This is a genomic window from Janibacter limosus (assembly GCF_004295485.1).
In the GTDB taxonomy this organism is placed as follows: Bacteria; Actinomycetota; Actinomycetes; order Actinomycetales; family Dermatophilaceae; genus Janibacter; species Janibacter limosus_A.
This window is the reverse complement of the sequence record NZ_CP036164.1, coordinates 104771-118337: the sequence shown is the minus strand read 5'-3', so window position 1 is coordinate 118337 and position 13567 is coordinate 104771. Positions and strand designations below refer to the sequence as shown.

Annotated in this window: 13 protein-coding genes; 6 read left to right on the top strand and 7 right to left on the bottom strand. The window is 71.2% G+C overall.

All coding sequences use genetic code 11. From position 1 onward, the window contains the following. Position 1: 1 nt before the first annotated feature. The 5 genes from EXU32_RS00565 (at position 2) to EXU32_RS00545 (ending at position 5186) form a co-directional block, all read left to right on the top strand. Complete coding sequence (locus EXU32_RS00565; protein WP_130628150.1) at positions 2-373, top strand: DUF779 domain-containing protein; 372 nt, start codon at positions 2-4, stop codon at positions 371-373. A gap of 76 nt (positions 374-449) precedes the next feature. Next, entirely contained in the window at positions 450-1700 is a 1251-nt protein-coding gene (ilvA, locus tag EXU32_RS00560) for a threonine ammonia-lyase IlvA (protein ID WP_130628149.1), read from the top strand. A 51-nt stretch (positions 1701-1751) separates the two neighbouring features. After that, the gene (locus EXU32_RS00555; protein WP_130628148.1) at positions 1752-2558 is read left to right on the top strand and encodes a class I SAM-dependent methyltransferase; all 807 of its coding nucleotides are present in this window, start codon (positions 1752-1754) and stop codon (positions 2556-2558) included. A gap of 73 nt (positions 2559-2631) precedes the next feature. Beyond that, complete coding sequence (locus tag EXU32_RS00550; RefSeq protein WP_055990820.1) at positions 2632-2913, top strand: metal-sensitive transcriptional regulator; 282 nt, start codon at positions 2632-2634, stop codon at positions 2911-2913. A 71-nt stretch (positions 2914-2984) separates the two neighbouring features. Beyond that, entirely contained in the window at positions 2985-5186 is a 2202-nt protein-coding gene (locus EXU32_RS00545; protein ID WP_130628147.1) for a heavy metal translocating P-type ATPase, read from the top strand. Positions 5187-5255: 69 nt separating this feature from the next. On the opposite strand, the gene EXU32_RS00540 is transcribed toward EXU32_RS00545, so the two are convergent. The 6 genes from EXU32_RS00540 to EXU32_RS00515 form a co-directional block, all read right to left on the bottom strand. After that, positions 5256-6425: an ABC transporter permease gene (locus EXU32_RS00540; protein ID WP_130628146.1), complete on the bottom strand. Its 1170-nt coding sequence runs from the start codon at positions 6423-6425 to the stop codon at positions 5256-5258. After that, positions 6422-7339, bottom strand: coding sequence for an ABC transporter ATP-binding protein (locus EXU32_RS00535; protein WP_130628145.1), 918 nt, complete (start codon positions 7337-7339; stop codon positions 6422-6424). Before EXU32_RS00535 ends, EXU32_RS00540 begins: the two co-directional genes overlap by 4 nt. A gap of 89 nt (positions 7340-7428) precedes the next feature. Continuing rightward, positions 7429-8097 carry a response regulator gene (locus EXU32_RS00530; protein WP_130628144.1) on the bottom strand — a complete coding sequence of 223 codons (669 nt, stop codon included), beginning with the start codon at positions 8095-8097 and terminating at the stop codon, positions 7429-7431. Then, positions 8094-9401, bottom strand: coding sequence for a sensor histidine kinase (locus tag EXU32_RS00525; protein WP_130628143.1), 1308 nt, complete (start codon positions 9399-9401; stop codon positions 8094-8096). Before EXU32_RS00525 ends, EXU32_RS00530 begins: the two co-directional genes overlap by 4 nt. 9 nt (positions 9402-9410) lie before the next feature. Continuing rightward, the gene (locus EXU32_RS00520; RefSeq protein WP_130628142.1) at positions 9411-10052 is read right to left on the bottom strand and encodes a VOC family protein; all 642 of its coding nucleotides are present in this window, start codon (positions 10050-10052) and stop codon (positions 9411-9413) included. A gap of 84 nt (positions 10053-10136) precedes the next feature. Continuing rightward, entirely contained in the window at positions 10137-10946 is an 810-nt protein-coding gene (locus tag EXU32_RS00515; protein ID WP_130628141.1) for a TrmH family RNA methyltransferase, read from the bottom strand. A gap of 30 nt (positions 10947-10976) precedes the next feature. Between EXU32_RS00515 and EXU32_RS00510 the strand changes: the two genes are divergently transcribed. Further along, positions 10977-11675 (top strand): phosphatase PAP2 family protein, encoded by a 699-nt coding sequence (locus EXU32_RS00510; RefSeq protein WP_165399524.1) that lies wholly within the window; start codon positions 10977-10979, stop codon positions 11673-11675. Between the two features lie 89 nt (positions 11676-11764). Here EXU32_RS00510 and EXU32_RS00505 read toward each other — a convergent pair whose 3' ends face one another. Beyond that, positions 11765-13399, bottom strand: a complete 1635-nt coding sequence (locus EXU32_RS00505; RefSeq protein ID WP_130628139.1) for an ABC-F family ATP-binding cassette domain-containing protein — start codon at positions 13397-13399, stop codon at positions 11765-11767. Positions 13400-13567: the final 168 nt, after the last annotated feature.

Sequence of the window (13567 nt, the reverse complement as noted above, 5' to 3'; positions counted from 1 at the left end):
CATGGGTGCACGCGTCGACCTCACCGACGAGGCAGCAACACTGCTCGCGAAGCTGGAGCAGCAGCACGGTCCGCTGATGTTCCACCAGAGCGGTGGCTGCTGCGACGGGTCATCGCCGATGTGTTACCCGTCGGGGGACTTCATCACGAGCGAGGCCGACATCAAGCTCGGCACGCTCACGGGTGAGTTCACCCCCATCGAGTTCTGGATGAGCTTGAGCCAGTACGAGTACTGGAAGCACACCCACCTCACGGTCGACATCGTCCCCGGACGCGGCTCGGGCTTCTCGGTCGAGGCGCCCGAGGGCGTGCGCTTCCTCATCCGCTCGCGCCTCATGACTGGGGACGAGCTGCGGGAGTTCGATCTCCTCTGAGCCCGGCCCCCTTCGCAGTGTGTCCGACCTGCGAAGGGGGCCGACCCGCACCTCCCCATCGGACTACGGTTGGTGGGTGACCATCCCGCACCTCACCGCAGCCTCCGTCGACGCCGCGGCCAAGGTCCTCGCCGACGTCCTTCCCCCGACGCCGCTGCACCGCAGCGAGCGCCTGTCCGCCGCGACCGGCGCCGACGTCTGGCTCAAGCGTGAGGACCTGCAGCCGGTGCGCTCCTACAAGCTGCGCGGCGCCTTCAACTTCATCTCCAACCTGAGCGACGAGGAGCGAGCGAAGGGAGTCGTCGCCGCCTCCGCCGGAAACCACGCGCAGGGAGTCGCCTTCGCCGGTCAGCGCCTCGGCGTTCGGTCACGGATCTACCTGCCGCGCAACACTCCTCGCCAGAAGCGTGACCGCGTGGCCATCCTCGGTGGCGACCTGGTCGAGGTCATCGTCACCGGCGAGGTCTACGACGACGCGGCCAAGGCTGCGGCCGAGGACGCGGCCCGCACCGGTGCGGTGGTCGTCCCGGCCTTCGACGCCCTCGACACCATGGCCGGGCAGGGCACCGTCGCCATCGAGATCGTGCAGCAGCTCGGCAAGGTCCCCGACCTCGTCACCGTCCCCGTCGGTGGTGGCGGGCTCCTCGGTGGGATGGCCACCTGGATGGCGGCCCACACCGCCTCGACCCGCCTCGTCGGCGTCGAGCCCGAGGGTGCCGCCTCGATGGCTGCTGCCCTCGCTGCCGGGGCCCCCGTGGACCTGGACGAGGTCTCCCCCTTCGTCGACGGCGCCGCGGTCCGGCGGGTCGGCACCCTCACCCACGCGGCGGTCGCCGCCACCGGCACCCACCTGACGTCCGTGTCCGAGGGCGCGCTCTGCGTCGAGATGCTCGCGATGTACCAGACCGACGGGATCATCGCCGAGCCCGCGGGCGCCCTGGCGACCACGGTCCTGGCCGACCTGCGGATCGAGCCCGGGTCCACTGTCGTCGCGGTCGTCTCGGGTGGCAACAACGACGTCTCCCGCTACGCCGAGATCGTCGAGAAGGCGCTGATCCACGAGGGACGCAAGCACTACTTCACCGTCGACTTCCCCCAGGAGCCGGGCGCCCTGCGCCGGTTCCTCGACGAGGTGCTCGGCCCGGACGACGACATCACCTTCTTCGACTACATCAAGCGCAACAACCGCGACACCGGTACCGCCATCGTGGGCCTCGAGCTCGGCGACCCCGACGAGCTGCGCCCGCTCCTCGCGCGCATGGACGCCTCGCCGCTGGGCATCGAGCGGATCCCGACGGACAGCCCGCTCTTCCGTCTGATCGGCTGACCCTCGCCGCCGGGCCTTCCCACCCGAGCGCCGCAGGAACATACTCGGAGGATGTCCTCCGACAGCAGGTTCGCGGGCTCGATACCGCAGGTGTACGACACCGTCCTGGTGCCGATGATGTTCCTCGACTACGCCGATGACGTCGCCTCCGCCGTCGCTGCGGGAACGCCCCACGACGTCCTCGAGATCGCTGCCGGGACGGGAGCCGTGACCCGCGCCCTGCATCGGCTCCTGCCCACGGTCGAGATCACCGCCACCGACCTCAACCCGCCCATGCTGGATCGCGCCGCAGAGATGCTGCCGCCGTCCGACCGGGTGCGATGGCTGCTCGCCGACGCACAGGACCTCCCCTGCGAGGACGGCACATTCGACGCGGTCATGTGCCAGTTCGGCGTCATGTTCTTCCCCGACCGTCCGCGCGCCTACGCCGAGGCGCACCGCGTCCTGCGCCCCGGCGGGCGATTCGTCATCGCCAGCTGGGGACGGATCGAGGACAACGAGGCGGCTCTGGCCGTGGAGGAGGCCCTCGCCACGCTCTTCCCCGACGACCCACCCCGGTTCCTGCGGCGGACCCCCTTCGGGTACACCGATCTGGACCTCGTCCGGGTCGAGCTCGAGGGCGCGGGCTTCACCTCGGTCGACGCCCGGTGGGTCGAGCATCGCAGCAGGCCGACGTCCGCCCAGGACATCGCCGTCGCGCACTGCCAGGGGACGCCCATCGCCAATCTCCTGGCCGAGCGTGGGGTGGACCCGGCGCACGCCACGGCCGAGATGGCGCGAGTCCTCGAGGACAGGCTCGGCCCCGAGCCCTTCAGCGGTCGCCTGTCGGCCAGCATCGTCGTCGCCACGCACGCCTGATCTGCTGCGCTTGGAAATACCCCCCGGGGGGTATCGTGTTGACCCTGCTGACGACCACCACCAGGAGGCACCCATGGCCGGCTACAGCGGCAGCAAGGACGACTACCTCAAGCGCCTCAAGCGCGTCGAGGGCCAGATCCGCGGCATCTCGCGGATGGTCGAGGAGGACACCTACTGCATCGACATCCTCACCCAGGTCTCCGCGGCGACCAAGGCCCTGCAGGCCGTGAGCCTGGGCCTGCTCGAGGACCACGTCGGGCACTGCGTCGTCGACGCCGCCCGCGAGTCCGACGAGGCCGCCTCGGCCAAGGTCGCCGAGGCGAGCGCCGCCATCGCGCGGCTCGTCCGATCCTGACCCCCTCCGGGGGGCTCGACGCGCCCCCTTCGCCTCCACAGACCCCTGCGACTCCGCGAGATGATGGCCCCATGAGCACCGCGACCGACCCACTCCTCGAGACCGCGGCCGACGTGCACAGCGTCGACCTCGCGATCACCGGCATGACCTGCGCCTCCTGCAGCGCGCGGATCGAGCGCAACCTCGGCAAGATCGAGGGGGTCGAGGCCAGCGTCAACCTCGCGACCGAGAAGGCGACGGTCCGCCACCCCGACTCCGTCGACGTCGACCAGCTCATCGCCACCGTCGAGTCCTCCGGCTACGGCGCCACCGTCATCGAGCCCGAGTCGCGCCTCGCTCCCCCGACGCACACGCCGATCGCGCGGGCCGACCTGCAGCGCCGTGCGATCGTCGCGGGCGCGCTGGCCCTCGTCGTGGTCGTCCTGGCCATGGGCCCGTGGGACTTCGCCGCCAACCCGTGGCTGCAGTGGCTGCTCACGACTCCGGTCGTCGCGTGGGCCGCCTGGCCCTTCCACCGCTCCGCGTACCTCAACGCTCGCCACCTGGCCTCGACGATGGACACGCTCGTCAGCCTCGGCGTGAGCGCCGCCTACCTGTGGTCCTTCGTCACGCTCGTCACCGGTGGGGGCCAGGACGGGCACTACTACTTCGAGACGGCCGCGGTGATCACCGCATTCCTCCTCGGTGGCCGCTGGCTGGAGGCCCGCAGCAAGGACGAGGGCCGCTCCGCCCTCACCGACCTCATGGACGTGGGGTCGAAGGGAGTGGCCGTCCAGCGGATCGACTCGCGCACCCGGGCGACGACCGAGGTCCTCCTGCCCCTGGACGAGCTGCAGGTCGGTGACCACTTCATCGTGCGTCCGGGCGAGAAGGTCGCCACCGACGGGCTCATCATCGACGGCACCAGCTCCATCGACACCTCGCTCGTCACGGGCGAGTCGGTCCCCGTCGACGTGCGCTCCGGCGACACGGTCGACGCCGGCACGGTCAACACCTCCGGCCGCCTGATCGTCGAGGCGACCGCCGTCGGCTCGGACACGACCTACTCGCAGATCGTCCGGCTCGTCGAGCAGGCCCAGACCGGCAAGGCCGACGTGCAGCGACTCGCCGACCGGGTCTCTGCGGTCTTCGTCCCCGTGGTCCTGGGTCTGGCCCTGCTGACCTTCATCGGCTGGTGGATCGGGTCCGGCTCGGCCACGACCGCGATCGGTGTCGCCGTCACCGTCCTGATCATCGCCTGCCCCTGCGCGCTGGGCCTGGCCACGCCGATGGCCCTGCTCGTCGGCACCAGCCGGGGCGCCCAGCGCGGCGTGCTCATCAAGGGCCCGCAGGTCCTCGAGGACACCCGCCGCATCGACACCCTCGTCCTCGACAAGACCGGCACGATCACGACCGGTATCGCCCAGGTCACCGACCTGGCCGCCTCGCCCGGGCTGCACCCCGCCGCGGTGCTCACCGCCGCCGCGGCCGTCGAGTCCGGCAGCGAGCACCCCATCGCCCGGGCCATCGTGCGCCGCGCGCTGGACAAGGGCATCAAGATCCCGGCGATCCGCGACTTCGACAACCTTCCCGGCGCTGGTGCCGTCGCGACGATCAAGGACACCCGCGTCACCGTGGGCCGCGCGGACCTCTTCGACGAGGTGCCGGCCGAGCTGTCGACCCTCGAGCGGTCCGGCACGACGGTCTTCGTCGGGTGGGACGGCATCGCCCGTGGCGCCCTCACCGTGGCCGACGAGGTGCGCGAGACCTCCGGCGATGCCATCCGCGCGCTGCGCGCCGAGGGCCTGCAGGTCTGGCTGCTGAGCGGCGACAACGAGCACAACGCGACGACGATCGCCGCCCAGGTCGGCATCGACCCGGAGCACGTGGTCGCCGACGTCCGCCCGCAGGACAAGCACGACGTCATCGAGCGCCTCCAGCAGGAGGGCCGGGTCGTCGCCATGGTCGGCGACGGCGTCAACGACGCGGCCGCCATCGTCAAGGCCGACCTCGGCATGGCGATGGGCACCGGCACCGACGTCGCCATGGAGTCCGCCGACATCGTCCTCGTGCACGCCGACCTCGAGTCGGTCCCGCGCGCCATCGCCCTCTCGCGCGAGACGCTCAAGGTCATCAAGCAAAACCTGGGTTGGGCCTTCGGCTACAACATCGCCGCCATCCCGCTCGCGATGGCCGGCCTGCTCAACCCGATGATCGCCGGCGCCGCGATGGCCCTGAGCTCGGTGCTCGTGGTGCTCAACTCCCTTCGCCTGCGTGGTGCCATCGACGACTGAGCGCGGACGACGATCGGCCCGGGCACACCCCCTGCGGGTGCCCGGGCCGATCTGTCTCTGTGGCCGGCTCTACAGCTCGGCGTTCCACGCGTCCTTGTAGGACAGCTTGCCGCCGGTCTGCATCAGCGCCCGGCGGTAGATCCGCTCCGCGACGAGGATGACGCCCACCGTCACCGCGGCGAGGATGCCGAGGCTGATCAGCGCCTCCCACCACTGCGCCTCGCCGGACACCAGCCGCATCGGCTGGAGGATCGCGGAGAAGGGCGGGATCCAGGCGAGCACGTCGACGATCGGCCCGCTGGCAAACATCGCGCCGAAGAACATCACCATGAGCAGCATCGTCACCGGGAAGGACGTCGACTGGATGTCCTCCTGCCGCGAGGCCAGCGCCCCGGAGACCGCGTAGAGCGCCGCGATCATCGTGAAGCCGGCGATGAAGAAGACGATGAACCACGCCAGCCCCGCGGTGAGGCTCGGCAGCATGTCGCCCCACTCGGTGAAGCTCGCCCCGATCACGGCGACCGCCGCGTAGAGCAGCAGCTGCCCGACCGCGAGCGCCACGGCCGCGATGAGCTTGCCGAAGAGCAGATGACGAAGGGGGATGGACGTCGCGATGATCTCGACGATCCGCGACTGCTTCTCCTCGGTGACGCTCATCGCGAGGTACATGCCGAAGATCGCTGCGGACATGTAGAAGAGGATCGCCATGCCGAAGCCGACGGCCTTGGCGATGCCCGCCTGCTCCGCGTCACCGTCGAGGATGTCGGTGGTGACGGCGGTGCCCTTCTGCAGGCTGGTGACGTCGGTACCGGCCTTGTCGGCGTTGGCCGTGAGGACCGCGGTGCCGATCGACTGCGTGGCGACGTCCTGCAGGCTCGAGTCGACGTCCGACTTGCCGACGAGCTGCCAGCCGTCAGTGGTCTGGTGCAGCCACGCGTCGGCGGACTCATCGGTGACGGCCGCCTTGGCCGCCTCCTCGTCGGCGACGTCCACGAGGGTGACGCTCACCTTGTCGTCGATGCCGGGCGCCGCGTCGGCGACGACCTGGCCCATCTGCTGCGACTGCGAGGTGACCGCGAGGTCGAAGGTCGACGCCTTGTTGGCCGTCCACGCCTGGAATCCGAAGACGCCGACGAGGATGACGAGCGAGAGCAGCGTCGAGCCGATGAAGGTCTTGTCGCGCAGGCGGACGGACAGCTCACGGCGCGCGACGAGCGTCCAGGCGTTGGTGGTCTTCATGCCGTCACCTCTCGGTAGACCTCGGACAGGGGCGGGATGATCGGGGAGAGCTCGGTGATCCCTCCGCGGCGCAGCCCCTCGGCGAGGACCTCGCCGAGCAGGCGTTGGCGCTCGGTCTCGGAGTCGCTCACCAGGTCGAGGACCGCGACCGGGCCGTCGACGTCGACGGTCACGACACCGGGCACCTCACGCACCCACCCGGCGTCGCGGACGGCGACGAGGCGGTGCCGCCGAGGGGAGCCGCCCCGCAGCTCGGTGGGCGTACCGGTGGCCCGGACCTGCCCCTTGGCGAGGATGACGAGCTGGTCGCACAGCCGGTCGACGAGGTCGAGCTGGTGGCTGGAGAAGAGCACCGGCACCCCTCGTGCGGTGTGCTCGCGCAGCAGGTCGGCCATCGAGTCGACCGCGTCGGGGTCGAGGCCGCTGAAGGGCTCGTCGAGGATCAGCGCGGCCGGCTCGATCATCAGCGCGGCGGCGATCTGCACCCGCTGCTGGTTGCCGAGCGAGAGCGCCTCGACGGTGTCGTCGGTGCGCTCGCCCAGGCCGAGCCGCTCGAGCAGGGTCATGACGGACTCGCGAGAAGCCTTGGGAGACAGGCCCTTGAGCTGGCCGAGGTAGATGAGCTGGTCGGCGACCTTTTGCTTGGGGTAGAGCCCGCGCTCCTCGGGCATGTAGCCGATGGAGCGCTGGTGCGCGGCGGTCATGGGCTGGTCGCCCCACATGACCCGGCCCTCGGTGATCGACAGCACGCCCATGATCATCCGCATGGTGGTTGTCTTGCCCGCGCCGTTGCCGCCGACGAAGCCGGTCATCGTGCCCTGCGGCACGCAGAAGTCGACGTGGTCGACGGCGGTGAAGTCCCCGAAGCGTCGCGTCAGTCCCTCGACGGTGATGGTCTGCGGTGCTCTGTCCATACCGCCAACGCTATGGACTGGAGGGTGGCAGCGGATCAGCCCCGGGGGTGGTCTTGAGGCGAAGGGGGTCTCCCCCCGTGGGTGGAGAGTCAGCCCCCGACGATGCCGGCCTCGTGCGCGATGATCACCGCGCCCACCCGATCACGCACCTGCAGCTTGGCGAAGATGCTCGACACGTGCGTCTTGACGGTCGCCGCACCGATGACCAGCTCGGCGGCGATCTCGGAGTTGGAGCGGCCTGCGCCCATGAGGCGCAGCACGTCGAGCTCGCGGTCGGTGAGGTGGGCGAGGAGGGCGGCGTGCCTCCCTTCGCCTCCGGTGGTGGGGGCGCTGGGCGCGGCCATCTGGGCGATGACCCGCTGGGTGACCTCGGGCGCGAGCAGCGCGTGCCCGTGACCGACCGCGCGCAGCGCGTCGACGAGCTGGTCGGCCTCGGCGTTCTTGAGCAGGAATCCGCTCGCTCCCGCCTGCAGCGCGTCGAAAAGGTAGTTGTCCGCGTCGAAGGTCGTCAGGATGATGACCCGACCGAGGTCGCGCTCGACGATCTCTCGGGTCGCGGTGATCCCGTCCATGACCGGCATCTGCACGTCCATGACGATGACATCGGGGCGCTCCCGCTCGGCGATCTCGATCGCCTCGCGCCCGTTGGCCGCCTCGCCGACGACGACGAGGTCCTCCTCGACGGAGAGCATCATCGCGAAGCCGGACCGGATGATCGGCTGGTCGTCGACGAGCAGCACCCGCAGCGTGTCCGTCATGACTCCTCCGACCGAAGGGGGATGCGCGCCCGCACGCGGTAGCCACCCAGTGGGCGCGGCCCGATCTCGACGGTGCCGTGGTGCGAGGACACCCGCTCGCGGATCCCGAGCTGGCCCATGCCGCTGCCGGAGCTCCCGGGCAGCGGGCGACCGTCGTCGGTGACCTCGACCTCCGCGTGGCGGTCGCCGACCCGGACGGTCACGCGCGCCCGCTGCGCGCTCGAGTGCCGCACGACATTGGTCAGGGCCTCCTGCGCGGTGCGGTAGAGGGAGTGCCCGATCGCCGTGGGGACGGCGTCGAGGTCCCCGGGAGAGTCCTCGACGACCTCGTGGGTGACGGTCAGGGCCGTGCCGTCACGCTCGGCGACGAGGCCGACGACGTCCGCCAGGGTGGGCTCGGGCGCGTGGTCGGTGTCCGGGGCGGGGGCCTCCCCCATCCGCAGCGTCCCGAGGAGCCCGCGCATCTGCGTCACGGCGTCCCTGCTGCCACCCTCGATCCGCAGCAGTGCTCCCTTCGCCGCCTCTGGGTCCTTGTCGAGGACACGACGGGCCGCGGCCGCCTGCACACCGATACCGGAGACGTGGTGGGCGACGACGTCGTGCAGCTCGCGCGCGATGCGCAGCCGCTCCTCGACGACCGCCGCCTCACGCAGCTGGCCGGTCTGCTCGCGGATGGTCTCGGTCTGGGTCCGCAGCCCCGCCCGCTGACGGGCCGAGCGCCAGGCCGCCTGGCCACCGATCACCGCCCCGCCGAAGTAGAGGATGTTGATGATGCTGAGCATGACGGGCGCCGCGATCGTCGGCGCGATCCACGCCTCCGGGTCGGGCGAGCCCACCATGCCCGTGGTCGCCTGTCCCACGGCGAAACCCCAGACGAGCCAGAGGAACATCGCGAAGAGGATGACGCCGTAGACCCCGGCCATGGTGCGGCGGTTGCGCGCCCAGGCCACGCCACCGAGGACGACGAGGAAGTAGCTGACCTGGGTCGACAGCAGGCTGGCCATGAGTGGCTCGTAGGACGAGATCGCCCAGTACGCGAGGCTCGCCGCGGCGGCGGTGAGCAGCGGGTACCGGCGTCGGGTGAGCAGGAAGAGCGCGGGGATCGCGGTGAGCAGCCACTGCTGCCAGATCGGCCGGTCGACCTCGACCAGGCTGCCGAGCGCGCGCATCAGCTCCAGGACGAAGAGGGAGAGCGCGACGACCGTCAGGGTGAAGAGCGCGTCGCCGCGGCTGATCGTGCCGCCGGGGCGCTCCCAGTCGTCGTCGAGCGCGAAGAAGCCGCCGACGCGGTCGGACCAGGCCATGGGCTCCGGTCAGAGGGTGACCGGACCACCGGGGGTGTTGAAGGTGACCGAGAGCAGTCCGGGCGTGCCGTGCGGCGCGACGAACTCGAAGTCGATGACCGAAGAGGTCTCCTCGGGGGGCAGGCCACCGAGCCAGTCGGTGACGCGCGCCTGGTCGCCGGCGATCATCAGGGCGGAGATGGTGACGTCGGTGGACGCCTCCTCGCTCGGGTGCGGCGAGCCCTCGCCCCACTTGACGAAGAAGGGCAGCTGCGGGTCGGCGAGGGTGCCCTTGATGCCGATCTGCTTCCACAGGAACTCACGGCCGTCGGAGAGGCGACGGTTGCCCGCGACGGCCTTGCGGTCCAGGCGCTGCTCGACCTCTTCGATCTCGGCGTCGACGCGGATGACCCAGCCCATCCAGCCGCCGCCGGCCTCGGAGCGGGCCCGCACGACCTGGCCGAAGGGGGCCTTGTCGGAGCTCGGGTGGTCGAGGACCTCGACGACCTCGACATAGCGCTCGTGGGCGAGCGGCAGGATCATGTTGCGCGTGCCGAATCGGGGATGAATCCCCCCGTCCACGGGGGGCACGCCAAGGGCCTCGCCCAGACGCTGGGCCGTGGCCTTGACACCGGACTGGTCTGCAGCATAGGAGACGTGGTCGACGCGCATGCAAGCATCGTGACACAGGCCGCACTCCGGCCAGTAATCGGGTCCGGTCCGGTGGTCGCGGCCCCCTCGGGCGAAGGGAGCCCGTCAGCCTTGTCGCCGCTGCCGCACGGCCTCGTAGACGACGATCGCCGCCGAGGTCGCGACGTTGAGCGAGTTGGCCCGGCCGACCATGGGGATGCGCACCTTGTGGTGCGCGCGGGCAAGTGCGGCGTCGGTCAGGCCGTACTTCTCGGAGCCGACGGCGACCGCGACCGGCCCGGTGAGGATCGCGTCGGTGTGCTCGATGTCGGTGTCCGGGGTCGTGGCGACGATCTCGACGCCGCGCTCGGCCAGCCAGGTCCACACCTCGTCGGTGCTCGCGGAGGCGACGGGCACGGAGAAGACGGTGCCCTTGCTCGATCGGATGACATTGGGGTTGCCCCAGTCGGTGACCGGGTCGGCCGCGATGACGAGCGCGACGCCCGCGGCGTCGGCGGTCCGCAGCATGGCCCCGAGGTTGCCGGGCTTCTCCACGCCCTCGCACAGGAGGACGAGCGCGTTGTCCGGCAGGTCGACCTCGTCGAGGGCCAGGCCGGGCGTGGGGACCTTGGCCAGGATGCCGTCGGGCCCCTCGCGGTAGGCGACCTTCTCGAAGGCGACCCGGCCCAGCTCGACGACCTCGGCACCGACATCGCGAGCGCGCTCGACGAGGTCGGCTCCGGCCTGCTCGTCGAGCATCAGCTCGGGGCAGTGGAAGAGGGCGATGGGGCGCACGCCGGAGTCCAGCGCGAGCGAGGTCTCCTCGAGACCCTCGAGGAGGGTGAGACCTGCTCCCTCGCGGTTGCGACGGCGACGCAGTGCGACGAGGTCCTTGAGGCGCTGGTTGGCCGGGGATGTGATGACGAGATCGGACATGGCGGGTCCAGCATGCCGCACAATCGGTGGATGCCTGCAGACCGCCCCGTCACTCTCCTGCGCGTCGTGTCGGCAGTGCTGCTCATGGTGGCGACCACGCTGGCCGTCGCGGCACTCGGTGAGTGGGTGCTGATCCCCTCCTCCGCGGTCCGCGAGGTCGACGCCTGGGGCGTCACCCACGGCGTCGCCGCGATCGCCGGCCACCCGCGCTGGCACGACGCTGCCGTGCTCTGGGCACTGCTCAGCGGGCCGTGGTTCGTCTACCCCGTCGTCGCGATCCTCGGCGGGGTGCTCGCCGTGCGACGCCGCATCACCGCGCGGGCCGCCGTCGTCACCGTCGCCATCGGCCTCGCCGGCTGGGGCCTCGGCGTCGGGTGCAAGCTGCTCGTCGAGCGGCCCCGCCCCATCGACGCGGTCGTCGAGGTCGGGGGCTGGTCCTACCCGAGCGGCCACGCGACCAACATCGCGGTCGGCACGGTGCTCGTCATCGCGCTGGTGCGGGCCGCCCGGTTGGCGTGGATCCGCTGGGGCGCAACGCTGCTGGCGCTCGCCGGCGCGGCCCTCACCGCCGCCGACCGCATCCTGCTCGGGGTGCACAACATCAGTGACGTCGTGATGGGGCTGGTCCTCGGCGCCGCCATCGCCCTCCTCGGCCTGGCGGTCCTCCCTTCGTCGCTCGCTCCGTCACCAGGCTCCCCGACCGCACCCACCGACACCGCATCTCCTTAAGGTCGTGCGCACCAGGCTGGCATCTCCTTAAGGTCGTGCGCACCGAACCCGCATCTCCTTAAGGTCGTGCGCACCAAGCTGGCATCTCCTTAAGGTTGTGCGGTTGTCGGGGAGTCATGGAGGGCGCCGGCGCGGATCTCCCACCGGCGGGTGATCCCGATCCGCTCGAGGAAGCCCTCGTCGTGGCTGACGACCAGCAGCGCACCCTCGTAGGCGGTCAGCGCGTCGACGAGCTGGTCGACGCTGTCGACGTCGAGGCTGTTGGTCGGCTCGTCCAGGACGATCAGGTGCGGGGCCGGGTCGGCGAGCAGCACGCTGGCCAACGCGACGCGGAACCGCTCGCCACCCGACAGCCCAGCGACCGGCCGCTCGGCGAGCGCCCCGCGGAAGAGGAAGCGCGCCAACGACGCCCGCACCTGCTGGGGCGGCACGGTCGGCGCCGCGGCACGCACGGTCTCGAGGACGCTCAGGTCGTCGTCCAGCTCGATCCGCTGCGGCAGGTGACCCACCTCGTCGATCCGCCGGACGAGCCGCGCCACGGGCGGGACCGCCATCGGCAGCCCGAGGACCTCCCGCAGGAGCGTGGTCTTGCCCGCCCCGTTGGCGCCCGACAGCGCGATCCGCTCCGGCCCCTTCACGACGAAGGGAGTGCCCCTCCCCTTCTGCAGCTCCAGCACCGTGCGACCGGCCGGCACGCGGGTACCGGGCAGCTCGATGCGCATCGAGCGGTCCTCGCGGACCCGGCCCTCGGCCTGTGTGAGCGAGGTCCGCGCCCGGTCGAGCCGATCGTCGTGGAGGTGGCGGTGCTTGGCGGCTGACTTCTCTGCCTTCATGGCCCAGGTGTTCATGACGATCTTGGGCGCCCGCTTGCTCGGCTGATCGCGATCGGCGATCCGCTTGCGCCCGGCCAGCTTGAGCTCCGCCTCGACGCGGTCGCGCTTCTGCCGACGCACCTCCTGCTCTGCGGCCCGGACGGCATCGGCGGCCGCCTGCTGCTCTGCCTCGATCGCCGCGCGGTACACCGACCACGGCCCGTCGAAGCCGCGCAGCTCGTGACCGTGCACCTCGACGATGCGGTCGACGTGCTCGAGCAGGTCGGTGTCGTGACTGACCACGACGAGCGAGCGGCCGGTCGGCCACGTGTCGATCGCCTCGACGAGTCGCTGCCGGGCCGCCCGGTCGAGGTTGTTGGTCGGCTCGTCGAGCAGCGCGATGTCGGCCCGCTGCAGCTGGAGGGCGGCGAGCCCCACGGTGACGACCTCACCGCCGGAGAGCGTCCCGAGGGCCCGGCCGAGGAGGTCCGCGTCGCCGACCAGGCCCAGGGTGGCCAGTGCGGAGAGCGCCTCGGCCTCGATGCTCCAGTGGCCGTCGGCGGCGTCGAAGTCCGCCTGGTCGATCGAGCCGGCCTCGATCGCCGCGATGGCGGCGAGCGCTGGCGCGATGCCCAGCGCCTGCGCCACCGTCCGCTGCGTGTCGAGACCCAGCTGCTGCGGCAGGGTCCCGACGGACCCGGCGACCTGCACCGTGCCGGAGGTCGGGTTGAGCTCCCCGGTGATCAGGCGCAGCAGCGTGGTCTTGCCCGAGCCGTTGCGCCCGACGAGACCGGTGCGGCCGTGACCGAAGGCCCCGCTGACGTCGTCGAGGGCGCGGGTGCCGTCGGGCCAGTCGAGGGTGACGTGACTGAGGGTGACGAGGGCGTCCGCCCCCGGGGTGGGTGATGACATGGAGATCTCCGTACCGTCGCTGCGCACGCCGACGGGACTCGCGGTGCGTGGGCCGCGGTCGGTCGCACTCTTCAGTCGCGGGAGATCTGGTGCCGCATCGAGCGGGTCATCACCTTCGAGGTCGTGGGGACCGGACGCTGCCACCGCCGGTCGGACCCGACAAGGCTA

Bases quoted from the DNA above. Each gene is read 5' to 3' on its own strand.
- EXU32_RS00545 (WP_130628147.1), top strand. From the start codon at position 2,985: ATGAGCACCGCGACCGACCCACTCCTCGAGACCGCGGCCGACGTGCAC.
- EXU32_RS00555 (WP_130628148.1), top strand. From the start codon at position 1,752: ATGTCCTCCGACAGCAGGTTCGCGGGCTCGATACCGCAGGTGTACGAC.
- EXU32_RS00510 (WP_165399524.1), top strand. From the start codon at position 10,977: ATGCCTGCAGACCGCCCCGTCACTCTCCTGCGCGTCGTGTCGGCAGTG.
- EXU32_RS00550 (WP_055990820.1), top strand. From the start codon at position 2,632: ATGGCCGGCTACAGCGGCAGCAAGGACGACTACCTCAAGCGCCTCAAG.
- EXU32_RS00520 (WP_130628142.1), bottom strand. From the start codon at position 10,052: ATGCGCGTCGACCACGTCTCCTATGCTGCAGACCAGTCCGGTGTCAAG.
- EXU32_RS00535 (WP_130628145.1), bottom strand. From the start codon at position 7,339: ATGGACAGAGCACCGCAGACCATCACCGTCGAGGGACTGACGCGACGC.
- EXU32_RS00530 (WP_130628144.1), bottom strand. From the start codon at position 8,097: ATGACGGACACGCTGCGGGTGCTGCTCGTCGACGACCAGCCGATCATC.
- EXU32_RS00515 (WP_130628141.1), bottom strand. From the start codon at position 10,946: ATGTCCGATCTCGTCATCACATCCCCGGCCAACCAGCGCCTCAAGGAC.
- EXU32_RS00525 (WP_130628143.1), bottom strand. From the start codon at position 9,401: ATGGCCTGGTCCGACCGCGTCGGCGGCTTCTTCGCGCTCGACGACGAC.
- EXU32_RS00565 (WP_130628150.1), top strand. From the start codon at position 2: ATGGGTGCACGCGTCGACCTCACCGACGAGGCAGCAACACTGCTCGCG.
- EXU32_RS00540 (WP_130628146.1), bottom strand. From the start codon at position 6,425: ATGAAGACCACCAACGCCTGGACGCTCGTCGCGCGCCGTGAGCTGTCC.
- EXU32_RS00505 (WP_130628139.1), bottom strand. From the start codon at position 13,399: ATGTCATCACCCACCCCGGGGGCGGACGCCCTCGTCACCCTCAGTCAC.